This is a genomic window from Anaerobacillus sp. 63XJN7_5_ISO-PGPR-S23-430, assembly GCF_056173695.1.
Window position 1 is genome coordinate 306,811 of sequence record NZ_CM149686.1, and the last position, 15,748, is coordinate 322,558.

Here is a 15,748-nt window from a genome sequence, read left to right on the forward strand (position 1 = left end):
GTATTAAATTAAAGATTCCTTGTATCGAAAGCTCTCACCTGTAAATAAAAGTAGGTGGGAGTGATGAATCAGTCGGTCTATTACTGCTTCCGTTAATATTGGATCTCCGAATACATGATTCCACTGTCCAAACTGTAAGTTTGTTGTAATGATAATACTTTTGGTTTCATAACACATCGATATTACTTGAAAGAGTAGTTCTGCTCCTTCTTTATTCAACGGAATATATCCCAATTCATCTAACACTAATAAATCAAGCTTTTTGATCTGCTTCATTACTTTCTGAAGTTCTCCTTTTTGGTTGGCCTCTATGAGATGATTCACCAAAGATGCCACCGTAAAGAACTTTACTTTACTGCCAAACCTATGTATGGCATTTAAGCTAATTAATGTCGCCAAATATGTTTTTCCCGTGCCAACTCCTCCATATAAAATGAGGTTTTCTTTTTCGTGGATGAAGTCGCCATTCAACGCAGCTTCTCGGCTAATCCCTTGTGGGATTTGAATATGCTCCCACAAAAATCGTTGAGTACCCGTCTTAGGTAGTTGAGCCTGGCTAAGTAAAAGGTTGATTTTTCTTTCTTCCCGATTCTCTACTTCCTTTTTGAATAATTCCAGAAGGAATTCTTCATTCGTTTCGGCTTTGACCTCCTGATAATGCTCTCGAATCCAGCTTAACTTCAAACGTTTGGCCAACATTTCTATTTGGTGATTCATTTTATTCGACCTCCAGTCTCCATGAGGGAATCATAGTGAGACAAACCCCTCGTGGCTGCCGGCACAATAGGAACTTTCATCGTTGGCTTAATGGTTTGATAGCTGTTGTCTTCTTGGATGATCGAGTAAAAACAATGCTTAATGTGATCTGCCTTAGGATGACCATGTCCCATGGCCAATTCAAGTGCTTGATTCAATAATTCAAAGTCGTTATTCTTCAACAGTTTCCCGAGTAATTGTAAGGCTTCTTTCTGTTCATGCTCTGTGCAACGGTTTAAGTATTCCGTCCATACTGGTGGAAACTGCTCATACAAGCTTGAATATTTGATTGCTCTTGGACGTCTCGACAATAAATCTAAATAGGGCTGCCAAATCATCGACTTTCTCTTTATCCCATACAATCTGTTGTGCCTCACAATCACCTCGTTATGATCATTTAGAATGACTACAGAATTATAGGTGATATGGACATTTACTTTCTGCCTGGCAAAACGCGGTGATGTAGAATATAGCTTATTGTCTACCGAGACCATCCCATACTTATCTGCGGTTAGTGTTTCATACCTTACGCAATCGTAAGATTTAACAGGGGGTATCAACCACTCATCTTTATCTTCTGAGTGAAGGTGTGTTTGTAAAATACCCTTATCATAATGAACACGACTACGGTCTTCTTTGGCTAATGTCCATAATGTCTCGTTGAAGTGATCAAGGTCTAGTATGGTACATTCAGGCAACAGGAAATTATTTCGCACATATTTCACCATGGCTTCCACATGCCCTTTTTCATTTCCTTTCCCTGGATTACAGAACTCATATTTAAAGCCATAATGTAACACGAACCGTTCAAATGTATTGGTGAGCTCGCGCTCCCCCTTAGCTCCTATTTTCTTTACAGCTGGCGAAAGGTTATCAAACCTTATTGTATGTGGTACGCCTCCCATATAATGAAACATACGTTGAAGACCCTCCAGTAAACACTCTGTGTTTTCCGAAGGAAAAACCTGAAAATAAAACGTATTACTGTAGGGGAATGACATTACTAAATATGGAAGGTCAATCACCTTCGATTGATAAATGAATGGTGCTTCTCCAAAATCTACTTGGGCAGTCCCTGGTATAGATTCAAGAGGGAGTGCTGCCTCTTCTACATACGCTTTCAATTCTTTCTTTTTCTTTGAAACATAGTCACGCACACTTCTATATGAACCTGTGAAACTATGATTTTTTACTAGCTGTGTGTACATGCGCTTGGCAGTACGGTGGTTCTTCTTTTTCTTCTTAAGGTCTTCGTTGATCCATTTCTCAATAATAGGTTTAACTGGATCCATTACCGGTGATCGGCGCGTTTGCTTCTTTCTGGACTTGAATTCTTCCTGGTTGGCATACTTGCTAACCGTACGTGCATCAATCTTCATGCGTCGCCCTATATCCGCATAGGAATCGCCTTTTTGATTGGCTTCATATCTGATATAATTAATTTCAGTCACTGCTAACATCTCCTAATAGCCTCCTGTCGAACGTTGTTGGTCCAACGAGGAGTTTAAAGTTATTGGGAGTGATTGGCAAGTGGCTTTTTTTATGTTCAGCTCCTACATAAATTAGCTGCCAAACCTTACATTTTTAGAATGCCATAAACAAACAAGAAGCAGAACAGAATCATCAAGACCAAACTTTTTTTGAAACTTTTAAAGAAGGTCTTCTCTATGTGAAAGAATCTAGGATTCTGGTGGTAGTTGTACTAACAACGGTCTTTATGAATCTATTTCTCGTTGGACCACTTTCCATGGGGCTACCTCTTTTTGTGAAAACAGTCTTAAATGGAGATGCATTTGCTTTCAGTTTAATGGAAGCCGGGGCGGCGATTGGAATGTTAATTGGGGCAGTAGTAATCGGTATTCTTAATCTAATGAAAGGACGAGGAAAAGTAGCTTTGCTTGCGTTAATCATTTCTGGTTGTGCTTTTATAGGTCTGAGTTTCTCGACGGAGCTATGGGTAAGTATTGTCATGCTGGTTATTTTTGGGGTGTGTCTTTCTGGAAGTAACATCCCTTTATTTTCTGCAATTCAGTCATTGATCCAAGAGAAAGTGCTAGGGCGAGTAATGGGTTTGCTGTCTTTAGCTTCAATGGGGCTTATTCCTGTTAGCTATGCGATGACTTCCCTTCTTCTCTCAGCAGGTATTGGCATTCAACATATCATGTCAGGCGGTGCGTTTCTAGTTGTGCTGTATGCTTGCTTCGTCTATGTGAAATATCATGAATTGAGAAATGTAGATTAATGCGAGTATGGTTTTATAGACCAATCAGATTGAATAATCGAGCATAGTAAAGAATAGCTAATAATCTAAAATATGGTTTGATCTTACTTTATTAGGGGAACCTTCCTATATAAGATTTTACATATATTAGCGGGAGGTATTACTGTGAGTGAAGACAATAAGAAAAAAGAACAACTAGAACAATATAGCACAAATGATAAAGGGAAAATGACGACAAATCAGGGCCTGAAAGTTTCGGAAGATGAATTTTCCCTTAAAGCCGGTGAACGCGGACCGACATTGATGGAAGATTTTCATTTCAGAGAAAAAATGACGCATTTCGACCATGAGCGTATCCCTGAACGTGTCGTACACGCAAGAGGATTTTCCGCTCATGGTGAATTTGAAGTATATGATTCATTGGAAGAGTATACGGATGCAGAATTCTTAAAAGATCCTTCCAGAAAAACGCCAGTATTTGTTCGATTTTCAACGGTGGCAGGTTCAAAAGGTTCTTCTGAAACGGTTCGAGATGTGAGAGGATTCTCAACGCGGTTCTATACAGATGAAGGGAACTACGATTTAGTTGGGAATAACATTCCAGTCTTTTTCATTCAGGATGCCATTAAATTCCCTGACTTAATTCATGCGGTCAAACCTGAACCTCATAACGGTATGCCGCAAGCTGCCTCTGCTCATGATACGTTCTGGGACTTTATTGCTAACAATCAAGAATCAGCACACATGGCGCTATGGGCAATGTCAGACAGAGCGATCCCTCGAAGCCTACGTATGATGGAAGGTTTTGGCGTTCATACATTCCGGTTTGTGAATGCAAAAGGAGAAGCGCGGTTTATTAAGTTTCACTGGAAACCAAAGTTGGGCGTACACTCGCTCGTGTGGGATGAAGCGCAAAAAATCTCAGGCAAAGATGCTGATTTCCACCGCGGAGACTTATATGAGTCCATTGAAAATGGCGACTATCCTGAGTGGGAACTAGGCGTGCAAATTATCAAAGAAGAAGATGAATTTAACTTTGACTTTGATGTTCTTGATCCAACTAAGATTTGGCCAGAAGAAGATATCCCTGTAAAAATCGTTGGGAAAATGACATTAAACCGAAATGTCGAGAACGTATTTGCTGAAAACGAACAGGTTGCTTTTCATCCTGGTAATGTCGTAAAAGGCATCGACTTTTCCAATGACCCGCTACTTCAAGGGCGCTTGTTCTCTTATACAGATACACAAATCAATCGTTTCGGAAGTGCAAATTATCATGAATTGCCGATTAATCGACCTGTTTGCCCGTTCTTTAACAATCAGCGTGATGGCTTTATGCGTCAAACAATTAACAAAGGTCAAGTAAGCTATCACAAAAATTCTCTTGCAGATAATCAGCCAGAACCAGCTACAGAAGAAGAGGGTGGCTATGTTCATTATCAGGAGAAAGTAGAAGGTCATAAGGTTCGCGCACGCAGTGAAAGTTTTAAAGACCATTTCTCTCAAGCGGTTCTTTTCTATAACAGCATGAGTGATGTGGAGAAAGAACATATCAAGAATGCCTTTAGCTTTGAGCTCGGCAAGCTAAAGAGTAAGTCAGTTCAGCAACAAGTGGTCGATATGCTTTCGAATATCAACCTTGACCTTGCTCAAACCGTTGCTCAGAATGTTGGAGCTAAAGAACCTACAAAAGGTGGATCAGATATCACGAAGACATCACCTGCGCTTAGCCAACTAAATACAACATTTACTGCGGATACTAGAAAAGTAGGTGTCATTGTAGACGATGGATTTAATGGAGAAGAACTCATACAAGTGCTTAATGAGCTTAAAGAAAAAGGCATTAAGCCTGAGCTCATTAGTGACAAACGTGGTGTGAAAAAAGCCACTGACGGAGCCGAGGCTGAAATTGATCATACGTTCCTTACAAGCGAATCCGTTTTATTTGATGCTATTTATGCGGTTGGTGGAAATCAGGAAAGCAAAGGATTCTATCAATCCGCTAATTACTTTATCAATGAAGCATTCTCACACTTTAAACCGATCGGTGGAACGCATGAAGGGATGAAGTGGCTAGAGAATAACGACTTAGTAGGTCAACCAGGAGTAGTCACTGGTAAAGATATGAATACATTCGTGAAAGAGTTCAGTGAAGCTATTGCAACGCATCGTCACTGGGATCGTGAGCTAGTATAATGGAATAGAATGAAGGAAGAGAGGATTAGATCCTCTCTTTTTTAGTGGAATAAGTGAAAATCCTTGTTCAACCTTCAATTATTTCTTTTAACACTACCGCATGATTATGCTCCATATCCTTTGCCCCAAATAAAAGAACAAGTCTTTCGTTTGTAGCCATTTTCTTTAGTTCTTGTAATTTCGTCTGTGCCGTCTTACTTCCATTGATTTCTTCTTGATATGCTTTCTTAAAGTCTTCAAACTTATCAGGATCATGATCAAACCATTTTCGTAACGAAGAACTTGGTGCGATTTCCTTCATCCATTCATTTAATTTGGCTTTTTCTTTTGAAATGCCTCTCGGCCATACGCGGTCAATTAGAATACGATTCCCTTCAAGCGGGTAATCTTCTCCATAAATTCGTCTAAGAATAACTGACATTTAAACCACCTTCCGGATTTATTGGCTTCGTATTAGTAGTATATAACTTAAAAAAAGAAGCCAATCCTAGCGATAAGGATTGGCTTCTTTTTGATTTACCTTCTTAACATCCCATGTGGATCAATGACAAACTTTTTTGATACACCACTATCAAACTCATTATACCCTTGAGGAGCTTCATCAAGACTGATAACGGTTGCATTTACAGCTTTCGCGATATCCGCTTTTCCATTTAAAATCGCCATCATTAATTGACGGTGATACTGCATGACAGGTGTTTGTCCTGTAACAAAATGGTGGGCTTTTGACCAGCCAAGTCCAAATCTTACTTTAAGTGAGCCTTCCTTGGCATCTTTGTCATCTGCTCCAGGGTCCTCTGTTACATATAACCCTGGAATCCCCATCTTTCCTCCAGCTTCTACAACATCCATCATCGTATTTAGCACTATTGCCGGCTGCTCTTCGTTATCTGTTCCATGACCATAAGCTTCGAAACCAACTGCATCGATCGCACAATCCACTTCAGGTATACCGAGTATTTGTTCGATTTGTTCGCCAGGATCGTTGTGTTCTTTGAGATTAATCGTTTCACACCCGAAACTCCGTGCTTGAGCGAGACGTTCTTCTTTTAAATCGCCAACGATCACAACAGCAGCACCAAGTAACTGAGCAGAATGGGCTGCAGCGAGTCCAACTGGTCCTGCTCCAGCGACATACACAGTGGACCCTGTCGTTACTCCTGCACTAATCGCTCCGTGGTAGCCGGTAGGAAAAATATCCGATAGCATCGTTAAGTCGAGGATTTTCTCCATCGCTTTCTCTTTATCGGGAAAGGCTAGTAATTGAAAGTCTGCATAAGGAACCATCACATATTCGGACTGGCCACCAACCCAGCCGCCCATATCAACGTATCCGTAAGCTGCGCCCGGACGTTCAGGGTTTACGTTTTGACAAATATGGGTGTCCTGACGCTTACACATTTTGCATCGACCGCAAGCAACATTGAATGGAACAGAGACAATATCTCCTTTTTTAATGAATTCAACATCTCGTCCAACCTCAATCACTTCTCCGGTAATTTCATGGCCGAGAACTAAACCAGAAGGAGCAGTTGTGCGACCGCGCACCATATGCTGATCGCTCCCGCATATATTCGTCACGATATTCTTCAAGATTACTCCATGTTCACATTTACGGCCGACATTACTCTTGGGAACGCCTGGACCCTCACGAAGAACTAAATCCGGATAGCTAATATCCTGAACTTCTACACGACCTGCACCTGTATAAACGACACCGCGATTACCTACCATTTAATTTCCTCCTTTTCGTTTTAGACGAGTGGGACGAGAGGCATAGCGTAATCTTATGTACTCACCTCATTATAATGGTTTGAAGATTCAGGATTCTTTTGGTGTTTTCATCTGAAAATTGTATTCCCTTTTTCATCCAGTATGAAACGATTTGCGATGTAGCTAGTCATATCTTTATTTGGATCAATAATGAAATTATAGGAAAACTCGCTTCTTATTAACGTGCCTAAAGTATTTTTTGTTACAATAAGGTTATGAGAATTCAGACATTTACTCTTGTTAAATTGTTGGAAAACGATAGGTAAAGAGACCTGTTTTTTAAAAATAAAAATTTGAGAATGACTATTGGAGGAATCAGCTATGAGTTCAACGTACCAATTTGATGCGTACCACCCGGCTGTCAAACAAGTGATTGAAAATATTGAGAAGGTGATGGTTGGTAAGCGAGATGTAACAGAATTAAGCCTGGTTGCGCTGCTTGCTGGAAGTCATGTCCTTCTGGAGGATGTACCGGGTGTTGGTAAAACGATGATGGTTCGTGCTCTTGCAAAATCAGTAGGTGCAAAGTTTAATCGAATTCAATTCACACCAGACTTACTCCCGTCTGATTTAACAGGTGTATCCATTTTTAATCAACGTGAGATGAAATTCGAATTTCGTAAAGGACCGTTATTAGGCAATATTATTTTGGCAGATGAAATTAACAGAACGTCACCTAAAACACAATCGGCCCTTCTAGAAGGAATGGAAGAGGGGAATGTAACGGTTGATGGAGAAACGCACATTCTTCCACAGCCGTTTTTTGTTATGGCGACACAGAATCCGATTGAATACGAGGGAACGTATCCTCTGCCGGAAGCTCAGCTTGATCGCTTTTTATTGAAGTTACGTATGGGCTATCCATCTCCTGAAGAAGAACTTGAAGTATTGAATCGTACGGAACACGCGCATCCAATTGACTCGATTGGGACGGCCCTTGAGCTGGAAGACCTTCTTGAGATGCAGAAAAAGGTGAAAGCTGTGTTTGTTGAAGGGTCTGTTAAACAATACATTATCGATATCGTGAGTAGAACGAGAAATAACTCATCTATTTATCTTGGAGCTAGTCCACGCGGGTCACTCTCACTAATGAAAGCGTGTCAGGCGTATGCGTTCATGCGCAATCGCGATTATGTACTACCTGACGATGTGAAATTCTTAGCTCCTTTTGTATTATCCCATCGCATCATTCTTAAATCAGAGGCTGCGTTTGAAGGACAGAAGCCTGAGGAGATTATTAAGGAGATTCTTCATCGTGTAAGAGTTCCTCTTCAAAAGGAAGAGAAAGTGAAATGAGAGAGAAGCTAGCGAATAACAGAGTGTTAAAGTTTTTCTTTTTAGCACTGCTTTTCCTGATTACTTTTTCGTATGCGATGTTTCAGGGAGGTTTTGTGAGCTGGTTCTTGTTCTATAGTTTTTTACCTTTCGTTATCTATTCTATCCTTCTTATTTTCTATCCCTTGAGCGCAATCAAGATGACGCGATTGATCAGTCATACAGAATTAACAGATGGACAGGAGTTAACTGTTACGATCCAGATAGAGCGGAAAAGTCACTTTCCTCTTTTTTATTTAGTTGTTGAAGATATGCTTCCTGATCGGTTAGCTCCGTTTGCTAGAGAAGCCTCCTCAAGGTATCAAAAACGTTCACTTGCCTTGCTTCTTCCCATGTTCAAAAAAGAGTTAACTTATCGGTATACCATCAAGCCAATTCCGAGAGGAGAATACCATTTTAAGAAACTACGCTGTCGAACGGGGGACCTCTTTGGATTCGTCCAACATGAGAATATGATAGAGAACGATCAAGCGGTTTATGTTCTACCGCAATATCAAGAAATATCATGGTCTCCCTATAATCAGCAGCTCTCTGGGACGAGACCTTCTCCACGTAAAGCAGATTTAGATTATTCTACGGCAGTTAGTGTTCGAGATTATGTACCAGGAGATAAATTGTCATGGATTGATTGGAAAGCAACCGCGCGAGGTTCGAAACTATTAACCAAGCAATTTGAACAACAAATTAGCCAGGATTATATGGTCTTCCTCGATCGAGAGACCGATCACTATGGTCGTGTAGATTCACCTTTATTCGAGAAGGGTGTAAGACTAGCTGCTTCCGTGACAAACGCTGCTTTAAAGCAGAATGCGATGATCGGTCTTGTTTCCTCAGGAAAAGATCATTCTGTTCTGAATATTAATGGTGGAAGAGCACAACGAAGGAGAGTATTTCATCATCTCGCACGAGTTCAAGCTAACGGGATAACAACGTTTGATACAGTTGTTAAAAGAGAGGCTCATCATTTCCCTGCTGGAACAGGTGTTATGATCATTAGTCCTTCGCTTGATGGGGCATTCACTTCTACGTTAAAAGAGCTTGTTGCACGAAAGGTTCAAGTGGAATTCTTTTATGTCACTGAGCACATTACGTTAGCGCAACAGGCTGAGCTTAATCAGCTTACTCTATACGGTGTTAAAGCACACGTGATTGTGGGAGATTCGTTTAATGAGGAAATAAAAGGGGGTGGGAAGCGTGCAACAAGGTAATGAAAAAACAGATTGGCTTTACGCGCTTCTCCTCTATGGATTGGGTTTTCTTCTGTTCTGGGAATGGCTACGACCTCTTTCGATCATTTCAGATACAGGTCAAACAGAAATTTTTATTCTGTTTACGGCATTTTTATTTTTGCTATCTTATTTTCAGCTACCTTTTTGGCTATCTTTCCCGATTAAAGGAGTGGCGTTAGTATATGCTCTACATGCCATGTTTTTTCCGGGACCGTTCTTTGAATTTCTGTGGGTAGATTACTTTCTATCAGACTTTTCACAGAACGTCGGTTTTCTATTTGATGGTAGTTTTGATCGTTTGTCAAATGTATTTCGAACCTTCTTGTTTTTCATATTGCTATGGCTTATAAGTTATTTAATGCAATACTGGTTAATTCAAACAAGACGGATTTTCTTATTTCTATTAGTGACGATCGTTTACATTTCGGTTATTGATACCTTTACAACTTATCAAGCGGATAATGCGATTATTCGTATTGTGATCATTGGTTTTGTATTACTAGGTCTTCTTCAAATTCTGCGAATTCAAGAACAAGAGGGAGTTATTTTTTCAAAGGGTCGCTTCCCAGTCTATTGGCTTATGCCACTAGTTGTTGTTATTGCTTTTTCTTCTATATTCGGTTATATCGCTCCGAAGGCTGATCCGCAATGGCCGGATCCGGTACCTTTCCTGAAGAAAACGACTGGAGATGGTGACGGCGCAGGGAGAAATGGCAACGGAATTAGTAAGATTGGATACGGAGAAGATGACTCACAACTTGGCGGCCCTTTCGTCATGGACGACACTCCTGTTTTTACTGCACAAATTAAAGATAGAGGGTACTGGCGTGTTGAAACGAAAGATGTGTATACCGGCAAAGGCTGGGAATCTTCCGTACAAGATCGAGTTATTTTTGAAGGTAGCACAGAAACATTATTTGAAGATGGTGTTGAGTTAGAAGCCTTTGATATGAAGATGAATATGACTGGGAATGAGAAGTTTGATTTTATTGTCCATCCAGGACAAGTAACAAACATCGAAACGGGAGCAGAAGTTCAACTACTTGAAAATCCTCTGACTGGAAAAGTGTTTACACAAAATCTTGGCGAGTCTATTGTGCTTGATAATTATAATTTAGATTACGAATCCCCTACCTTTTCTGAAAAGATGTTACGAGAAGCACCAGTTAACTATTCAGATCGGTTGGCAAATACGTACCTTCAATTACCGGAATCTCTTCCTGAGAGAGTCAGTGATCTTGCTGAAGAAATTACGGTAGAAGAAGAAAATCCTTATGATAAGGCGAGGGCGATCGAAAATTACTTCGTAGGGAATGGTTTTGTATATGAAACAATGGACGTTGCCGTTCCTGGGGATAATGATGATTATGTCGATCAATTTCTTTTTGAAACGCAGCTAGGTTATTGCGATAATTTCTCTAGTTCGATGACCGTTCTTTTAAGAAGTCTCGGGATTCCAGCAAGATGGGTCAAAGGATTTACCGAGGGAGAATTTGTGGCAGCTGCTGGAGACTATCGAGAGTATGAAGTAACAAATAACAACGCACACTCGTGGGTTGAGGCATACTTCCCGGAAGTGGGGTGGGTTCCTTTTGAACCAACTCGAGGCTTCACTAACCAGGCTGATTTTGTTAGCGATTATAGTGATGATGAAGCGACAAATTCTGAAGCACCTGATCCTGCACAAACTGAAGAAGAGCAGGCGCAGCAGCAGGAACAAACACCAGAGGAACAGGCATCATCAGGTTCATCATCTGTATCGTTTGAATGGACAGTGTGGTATACCGTTGTGCTTGTGCTTATTCTGTTGTTACTTGGATACGTCGTATTTAAGAATTATAAGAAATGGTTGAAGCGGTTGGTTATTTCAAGGTATAAGAAACGAGATGACGGAAAGGTGCTATCTGAAGCGTATTTTCGACTGCTATGGTTGTTAGACTTACATGGCATTAAGCGAGGGGAAAATCAGACTTTGCGGGAATATGCTGTTCAAGTTGACAGCAAGCTTCAAACAGAGGATATGAAGGAATTAACACGTCGCTACGAAGAAAATTACTATCGTGGAAAAGCGAACAGTGATGGTTGGGATGAAATGAAGGAATTATGGGAAAATTTAATTAAAAAGATGCAATCTTGACCGCTGTATAGACGGTTGATAGAATGAATCCATAGTTTGAACAACAAGTTGTAACCTTCGTATATCCCTGGGAATAAGGCCCAGAAGTCTCTACCGGATCACCGTAAATGATCTGACTATGAAGGCAGATACTCCTAGTATAAGCCAGGATTCTGCCTTTGTACCATGGCAGGGTTCTGGCTTTTTTTATATGACCTTGGATGAAAGAGATCGAAAAGCTTGTTAATCCCCTGTTTTTCGATTCGATTTCGGCAATGCTACTAGAGACTAAATAGAAGTGAGGGAATTAGATGTTAGAAGAACAGGAATCCATTATTGTCCTCGATTTCGGTGGACAGTACAATCAACTAATTGCTAGACGTATTCGTGACCTTGGTGTGTTTAGTGAATTGCACCCGAACACGATTACTGCTGAAGAAGTAAAGAAAATTAATCCAAAGGGAATTATCTTCTCAGGTGGTCCGAACAGCGTATATGGTGAAGACGCGCCGCGCTGCGATGAAGAAATTTTCGAGCTTGGCATTCCGGTTCTTGGCATCTGTTACGGCATGCAGCTAATGACACATCACTTTGGTGGAAGTGTAGAAGCGGCGAAACACCGTGAGTATGGTAAGGCGATGCTGACAATCAAGGACAAATCCCCATTATATGATGGTCTACCAGAAGAACAATCTGTATGGATGAGTCACGGTGATCTTGTTAAAGCTCCACCTGAAGGATTTGAAGTGGCCGCAACAAACCCATCTTGTCCAGTTGCGGCAATGAGCGATGCTTCTCGCCACCTATATGGCGTTCAGTTCCACCCGGAAGTTCGTCACACTGAGCACGGCAATGAACTATTGAAAAACTTTGTTTATAAAGTGTGTGAGTGTGATGGTAACTGGTCAATGGAAAACTTCATCGATGAGCAAATTAATGAAATCCGTGAAGCCGTTGGGCAAAAAAAAGTTCTATGCGCCCTTAGTGGTGGAGTTGACTCTTCTGTAGTTGCCGCCCTCATTCATAGAGCCATCGGTGACCAGCTAACATGTATGTTTGTCGATCATGGTCTTCTTCGCAAAGGCGAAGCAGACAGCGTAATGAAAACATTTGGTGAAGGCTTCGATATGAATTTGATCAAAATTGACGCTGCTGATCGTTTTCTTACAAAGCTTAAAGGTGTAACTGATCCAGAGAAGAAACGAAAAATCATTGGTAACGAGTTTATCTATGTTTTTGAGGAAGAGTCTGAAAAGCTTGAAGACATGTCCTTCTTAGCACAAGGAACACTTTACACAGATATCGTTGAGAGTGGAACAGCGACTGCTCAAACCATCAAGTCCCACCACAACGTAGGCGGTCTGCCTGAAGATATGAAGCTCGATTTGATTGAGCCCTTAAATATGCTTTTCAAAGATGAAGTTCGTAAAGTAGGTACAGAGCTTGGTCTTCCAGACGAAATTGTATGGAGACAGCCGTTCCCGGGGCCGGGTCTTGGTATCCGTGTGATCGGAGAAGTGACAGAAGAAAAGTTAAAAGTTGTACGTGAATCTGACGCGATTCTTCGTGACGAAATTAAAAAAGCAGGGCTTGATCGTGATATCTGGCAATATTTCACCGCGCTTCCTGATTTCCGTAGTGTTGGTGTTATGGGTGATGCGAGAACGTATGACTACACAATTGGTGTTCGTGCTGTAACATCAATCGATGGCATGACATCTGACTGGGCGCGTATCCCATTTGAAGTCCTTGAGGTTATCTCTACAAGAATTGTTAACGAAGTGGATCACGTTAACCGCGTTGTGTATGACATTACTTCTAAGCCGCCCGCTACAATTGAGTGGGAGTAAACACGAACGAAATATAAATAAATAGATAAAATGTTCGTGTTTTGTATTGACGGCTTGTGAGAAAGCTGATACACTACAAAAGTAAATAAATAGAACGACCATCCATCGTATAACATCGGGAATAAGGCCCGAAAGTCTCTACCAGGTTACCGTAAATAACCTGACTACGAAGGAAATAGAGAAAGTATTGAAACGTCTTGCTCATGTAGCGACTCGTGGAGAACCTTCTCTTTTCCTATTAGTCCGCTCCGGGTAGAGAACCTGGAGCTTTTTTCTTTTTATGAATAGTTAACCTAAATGAATCAAGAATAAAGAAAGGTTACTAAACCGTTAGAATGATGGATGAAGGGGAATAAGGGGGACTTAAAGAAATGGATCGTTTTTTTCGTTTTCATGAGCATAATACAACATATAGAAAAGAAACTATTGCTGGATTAACGACGTTCTTATCAATGGCTTACATTCTATTTGTGAATCCGGCTGTTTTGGCCGATGCAGGGATGGATCAAGGAGCTGTCTTTACTGCCACAGCACTTGCTGCTGCGCTCGGTACATTAATTATGGGTGTTCTAGCGGGATATCCAATCGCTCTGGCGCCAGGAATGGGATTGAATGCGTTCTTTACCTATTCTGTTGTCACCGTTATGGGCGTACCGTGGGAAACAGCACTTGCAGGGGTACTTGTTTCAGGAATTATCTTTATTATTATTACCATTTTTAAAATTAGAGAAATGATCATCAACGCGATTCCGATGGAATTAAAATACGCGGCAGCGAGCGGGATTGGACTTTTTATAGCATTTATCGGTCTTCAAAGCGCAGGAATTGTTCAAAACAATGATTCTACACTTGTTCAACTAGGTAATCTTCTCGCAGGTCCGACGTTACTTGCAGTCTTCGGATTAATTATTACTGTTATCTTAATGGTTCGTAACGTAACTGGCGGTATTTTCTACGGAATGGTGATTACAGCCATCGTAGGTATGATCTTTAACCAGGTGCCGATTCCAAGCGGGATTGTGGGTAGCGTACCAAGTCTTGAACCAACGTTCGGCGTTGCTTTAGGTCATCTTGGTGATTTGTTTACAATTGACATGCTTGTCGTTGTTCTCACGTTCTTATTCGTCGATTTCTTCGACACAGCGGGTACTTTAATAGCTGTTGCGACGCAGGCAGGCATAATGAAAGACAACAAACTTCCAAGAGCAGGGAAAGCATTGTTTGCTGATTCATCTGCAACTGTTCTTGGCGCTGTACTTGGTACGTCAACAACGACAGCCTACATTGAATCTTCATCAGGAGTAGCGGCAGGTGGTCGAACTGGTTTTACATCTGTTGTAACAGCAGGATTTTTCTTGTTAGCACTATTCTTCTCTCCGTTACTAGCAGTGGTCACACCTTCAGTTACAGCACCAGTCTTGATTATAGTCGGTGTCCTGATGGTGAGCGTACTCGGTAACATTGAGTGGAAACGATTTGAGATTGCGGTTCCAGCATTCTTAACAATTGTTGCAATGCCATTAACATACAGTATTGCAACAGGGATTGCGTTAGGATTTGTAATGTACCCGATCACTATGGTCGTAAAAGGTGAGGGGAAAAATATTCATCCAATCATGTATGGTTTGTTCTTTGTATTTATCGCATATTTCGTGTTTTTAGCATAGTTCGTTTTGGAGCAGTCGAGAAATCGGCTGCTTTTTGTTATGTAGTGATACTCTTCGGTTTGTTCCATTATTAAGGTGAGATCAAGTTTCGTAACCGAAGTGAGAGGGTACTTTTCTGTTGCTTAAGTAGAGTGAGGCGAGGAAATTCATTTTGTTAGTTAAAAGGTTAATTAAACGTTTGTTTAACCTTAAACATAGTTCTTCTTAATCTCCGTTAAAAAAGAAGCTTCATTATAGGGGATCAATTAGACGTGAATATCTACTAATATTAATGTGTCTCTCTAAGCAAGCTATGTCATATTGATTTAATTAATTTGAAAAATACTATTGACCATATCATTCTTTACTGATAAAGTAGAGAACGTTGTTAAGAAAACAACAACAAACGCATGAAAAAAAGTGATTGACATCATTTTGCACTTCATGTATTATAAATAACGTTGCCGCTAAAACAAGCAGGTAACACTAAATAAAACATTTCAAATTAGTTGTTGACATCAAACGAAACAACATGCTATATTAGTTGGGTCGCTGAAAACGACAACGAAAGAAATAAATCGATCTTTGAAAACTGAACGAAACGCCATGTAAGTAGTTGTTTCTAC

11 protein-coding genes and 2 riboswitches are annotated in these 15,748 nt (G+C 40.7%); of the genes, 7 read left to right on the top strand and 4 right to left on the bottom strand.

What is annotated here, in order from left to right; genetic code table 11:
• Positions 1 to 3: 3 nt before the first annotated feature.
• Both istB and istA read right to left on the bottom strand, forming a co-directional pair.
• Entirely contained in the window at positions 4 to 717 is a 714-nt protein-coding gene (istB, locus tag AC0VYJ_RS01745; RefSeq protein WP_206891096.1) for an IS21-like element helper ATPase IstB, read from the bottom strand.
• Positions 714 to 2,216, bottom strand: a complete 1,503-nt coding sequence (gene istA / locus AC0VYJ_RS01750; RefSeq protein WP_475366368.1) for an IS21 family transposase — start codon at positions 2,214 to 2,216, stop codon at positions 714 to 716. The genes istB and istA overlap by 4 nt, the downstream gene beginning before the upstream one ends.
• A 134-nt stretch (positions 2,217 to 2,350) precedes the next feature.
• Here istA and AC0VYJ_RS01755 point away from each other — a divergent pair, with 134 nt between their 5' ends.
• Both AC0VYJ_RS01755 and AC0VYJ_RS01760 read left to right on the top strand, forming a co-directional pair.
• On the top strand, positions 2,351 to 2,998 hold the full coding sequence (locus AC0VYJ_RS01755) for an MFS transporter (RefSeq protein ID WP_475367440.1): 648 nt from the start codon (positions 2,351 to 2,353) through the stop codon (positions 2,996 to 2,998).
• A 144-nt stretch (positions 2,999 to 3,142) separates the two neighbouring features.
• Positions 3,143 to 5,173 carry a catalase gene (locus AC0VYJ_RS01760; protein ID WP_475366369.1) on the top strand — a complete coding sequence of 677 codons (2,031 nt, stop codon included), beginning with the start codon at positions 3,143 to 3,145 and terminating at the stop codon, positions 5,171 to 5,173.
• 67 nt (positions 5,174 to 5,240) lie between these two features.
• Here the strand turns inward: AC0VYJ_RS01760 and AC0VYJ_RS01765 are convergent, their stop codons facing one another.
• Together AC0VYJ_RS01765 and fdhA are read right to left on the bottom strand one after the other, a co-directional pair.
• Positions 5,241 to 5,594 carry a DUF488 domain-containing protein gene (locus AC0VYJ_RS01765; protein WP_283153163.1) on the bottom strand — a complete coding sequence of 118 codons (354 nt, stop codon included), beginning with the start codon at positions 5,592 to 5,594 and terminating at the stop codon, positions 5,241 to 5,243.
• 95 nt (positions 5,595 to 5,689) lie between these two features.
• Positions 5,690 to 6,907 (bottom strand): formaldehyde dehydrogenase, glutathione-independent, encoded by a 1,218-nt coding sequence (fdhA, locus tag AC0VYJ_RS01770; protein ID WP_475366370.1) that lies wholly within the window; start codon positions 6,905 to 6,907, stop codon positions 5,690 to 5,692.
• A gap of 360 nt (positions 6,908 to 7,267) precedes the next feature.
• Here fdhA and AC0VYJ_RS01775 point away from each other — a divergent pair, with 360 nt between their 5' ends.
• The 5 genes from AC0VYJ_RS01775 to AC0VYJ_RS01795 all read left to right on the top strand — a co-directional run bounded on the left by AC0VYJ_RS01775 (position 7,268) and on the right by AC0VYJ_RS01795 (position 15,143).
• Entirely contained in the window at positions 7,268 to 8,242 is a 975-nt protein-coding gene (locus AC0VYJ_RS01775) for an AAA family ATPase (protein WP_475366371.1), read from the top strand.
• Positions 8,239 to 9,489, top strand: a complete 1,251-nt coding sequence (locus tag AC0VYJ_RS01780) for a DUF58 domain-containing protein (protein WP_475366372.1) — start codon at positions 8,239 to 8,241, stop codon at positions 9,487 to 9,489. Before AC0VYJ_RS01775 ends, AC0VYJ_RS01780 begins: the two co-directional genes overlap by 4 nt.
• Positions 9,476 to 11,647: a transglutaminase TgpA family protein gene (locus tag AC0VYJ_RS01785; RefSeq protein WP_475366373.1), complete on the top strand. Its 2,172-nt coding sequence runs from the start codon at positions 9,476 to 9,478 to the stop codon at positions 11,645 to 11,647. The genes AC0VYJ_RS01780 and AC0VYJ_RS01785 overlap by 14 nt, the downstream gene beginning before the upstream one ends.
• 37 nt (positions 11,648 to 11,684) lie before the next feature.
• Positions 11,685 to 11,786, top strand: a riboswitch (purine riboswitch).
• A 151-nt stretch (positions 11,787 to 11,937) separates the two neighbouring features.
• Positions 11,938 to 13,476 carry a glutamine-hydrolyzing GMP synthase gene (gene guaA, locus AC0VYJ_RS01790; RefSeq protein ID WP_475366374.1) on the top strand — a complete coding sequence of 513 codons (1,539 nt, stop codon included), beginning with the start codon at positions 11,938 to 11,940 and terminating at the stop codon, positions 13,474 to 13,476.
• A gap of 85 nt (positions 13,477 to 13,561) precedes the next feature.
• A riboswitch (purine riboswitch) is annotated at positions 13,562 to 13,663 on the top strand.
• A 184-nt stretch (positions 13,664 to 13,847) separates the two neighbouring features.
• Positions 13,848 to 15,143 (top strand): NCS2 family permease, encoded by a 1,296-nt coding sequence (locus AC0VYJ_RS01795; protein ID WP_194222465.1) that lies wholly within the window; start codon positions 13,848 to 13,850, stop codon positions 15,141 to 15,143.
• The last annotated feature ends 605 nt before the right edge of the window (positions 15,144 to 15,748 follow it).